The sequence below is a fragment of the Rhodococcus sp. LB1 genome (assembly GCF_001583455.1).
Classification (GTDB): domain Bacteria; phylum Actinomycetota; class Actinomycetes; order Mycobacteriales; family Mycobacteriaceae; genus Rhodococcus_F; species Rhodococcus_F opacus.
Genome location: NZ_LTCZ01000226.1, coordinates 1 through 2365 on the forward strand (window position 1 = coordinate 1; position 2365 = coordinate 2365).

Annotated in this window: 1 protein-coding gene and 1 pseudogene; one reads left to right on the forward strand and one right to left on the reverse strand. The window is 66.1% G+C overall.

Annotation, left to right across the window (positions count from 1 at the left end):
* A pseudogene (locus AZG88_RS52900) lies at positions 1-489 on the forward strand (UPF0182 family protein); the annotation flags it as partial.
* A gap of 328 nt (positions 490-817) precedes the next feature.
* Here the strand turns inward: AZG88_RS52900 and AZG88_RS26925 are convergent.
* The coding region (locus AZG88_RS26925) for a hypothetical protein (RefSeq protein ID WP_061699666.1) at positions 818-2365 on the reverse strand (1548 nt) is incomplete at its 5' end.

Below are 2365 nucleotides of genomic sequence, written 5' to 3' on the forward strand. Positions count from 1 at the left end.
TACTACGCCAACCTGCTGACCCTGCCGATTGCCGACGGCGGCATTCTCTATGTCGAACCGGTGTTCACCGAACGTTTGACCAGCACGCCCAACAGTTCCACGTTCCCGCAGCTGGCCCGGGTCCTGGTCAGCTACCGCGAACCCGGCACCGGTGGGGTGCGGATCGGGTACGCCCCCACCCTCGCCGAGGCCCTCGACCAGGTCTTCGGCACCGGCACCGGCGCCGTTGCCACCGCACCCGGCGGCGATGCCACCACACCACCACCTACCGGCGGGCAACCGCCGCCGCCGCCCCCACCGGGCGCCCCGCCCGCTCCGCCGCCGGCGGCATCGGACCAGCTGACCGCCGCGGTCCTCGAACTCAACGACGCCCTGGCCAACCTGCGCGAGGCGCAACGCACCGGCGACTTCACCGCCTACGGCGCGGCCCTGGACCGCCTGCAACAGGCCATCGACACCTACCTGGCCGCGGGCGGCACCCCGCACTGACCCATCCCCTCCGCGCGATCCGCGCAATGACGTTGTCCCGTATGGAAAATTGCGGATTCGGGCTGTAGACCGGTCAGGACCACCCGCCGGCCGCGCACGCGTTCACCGTCGCCGTCTCTCCGCCCCTCGAACTGATCAAGATCGACGGCGGCGAACTCTCTGCCGATCCTCGGTCTGGTTGCGCTCCCGCTCATCGGGTAGCGACCCATCCTTGTGTCGTTACTCGGCGGCCCACACCAAGGTGGACACCCAACTGTGAGCACACTTGCGGGGGATATGTACATCCGCTCACTCTCGATTGCGGGAGTCCCTGGTCCAGGCATTATTCCTACTCGAAGATGCTTTCGGGAAGCCAGTCGGCGTCGAACAGTCGCGCGAGCTTCCCGAACGCGCCGAGATCGCCATCGACACTGGCTGATGTCACGATGAGCCGATTGATCATGATCCGAGCCGCCTGCTCCTCCACCGTTCCGGCGGCGAACAGGAGTGACCATGAGCAAACCTGCCCGTCGCGGTGCGCACGACCCATCGTTTGGCGTGCGGCAATTCCGGAGTAGCGAGGCTGGTGGAAGAACCCGATGCGACGGGCCGATGAGGCGCGGGAGCCGTCGACCATCACCTCGGACGCCTGCAGATTGATCGCAGATGCGGTGTTGAACACCACGACCGGGTTGTGGCCGCGCTGAAATCTCATGCGCTCTGTCTCGAGATCGCCGCCGCCGAAGATGCGTGAGACGCCAATGCCGTGCTCCTCCAGGAGGTTGGCTACCGGGTCGGCGGCCGTGGTGACCAGTTCGACGGCGACGAGTACCTGGTAGCCGCGTTCGACGTGTGCGGCTACCAGCTCGGCGGTCTGCGGGGCTCGCAGCATGCCTGCCTTCTGCCGGAACCGCATCAGAGCGGCACGGCCGCGGGCGGTGTCGTTCCCCTGGCGGGCGATCCTCATCGCACTGCGGAACTCACTCCAGTCCTGGTGGTACGCAGCCCATTGTGTGGCGGTGAAGTCGAGTGGCAGGCCGTCGATAGGTGGCGGTCCCCAGGGCGCGTCGCGATGCATCATGACGGGCGGGTCGGATTCGGTCATCCACTTCCGGACGCGGGTGACGGCCTGATGCTGCAGCCGCTGAGAACCTTTTGCTTGGTCGTTCCAGTCCCATTTGCTTTTGTCCCACCCGGGAGCCAGGGGAAGTCCATGCTCGACCAGTTTCTTGCCGAGATCGGCCCACTCGCCTGGGGGGTCATCGTGCAGTTGCGCGAACAGCGAAGACAAGTAGGTGTATTCGCCTGGGTGATGCCCCGGCGTCGCCGTCACGGTGATCACGAACGGCGCCTTCTCTGGTGATGCGGCGAGGCGGTTGATGCGCCGCTGGTATTGGGTGCGCTGGGCGTTGAGGTGCCGGAATTGCTGTGCCTCGTCATTGATGATGAGGGAAAAGGAGTACTTCGGTTGGCCGTTGCGGCCGAGCAATTTCTCGAGCTGGTCCGGGGAGATGATCAGCCACCGATAGCCTCCGTCGCCGAACGCTGCGAGGGCGTCGCGCCATGCGGCGATGGTGATCTGGGCCGGCCGGTCCACGGTGATGAGTACGGTGTCGCCGCCCCCTAATTTCAGCGCAGCTTTCGCGCCGAGGATTGCGCTGCCGGTCTTGCCTACACCGGGCTCGTCGGCCAACAGGAATCCGCGCTTGCCGTGGTGAAAGGCCGTCGCGATCGCCTTCGCGGCGTCCACCTGTTCGGGCCGCGGTGTCTTGTGGAAGCCAGTTGCGCCCGGTTGCCGCACGCCGTTGAGGTCCTCTTCGACCCAGCGAGCGTACGAGTACGGTTTCGACGCGTAGACGGCGAGTTCGTCGGGCAATTGAGCGCCGATGTAGGCGTG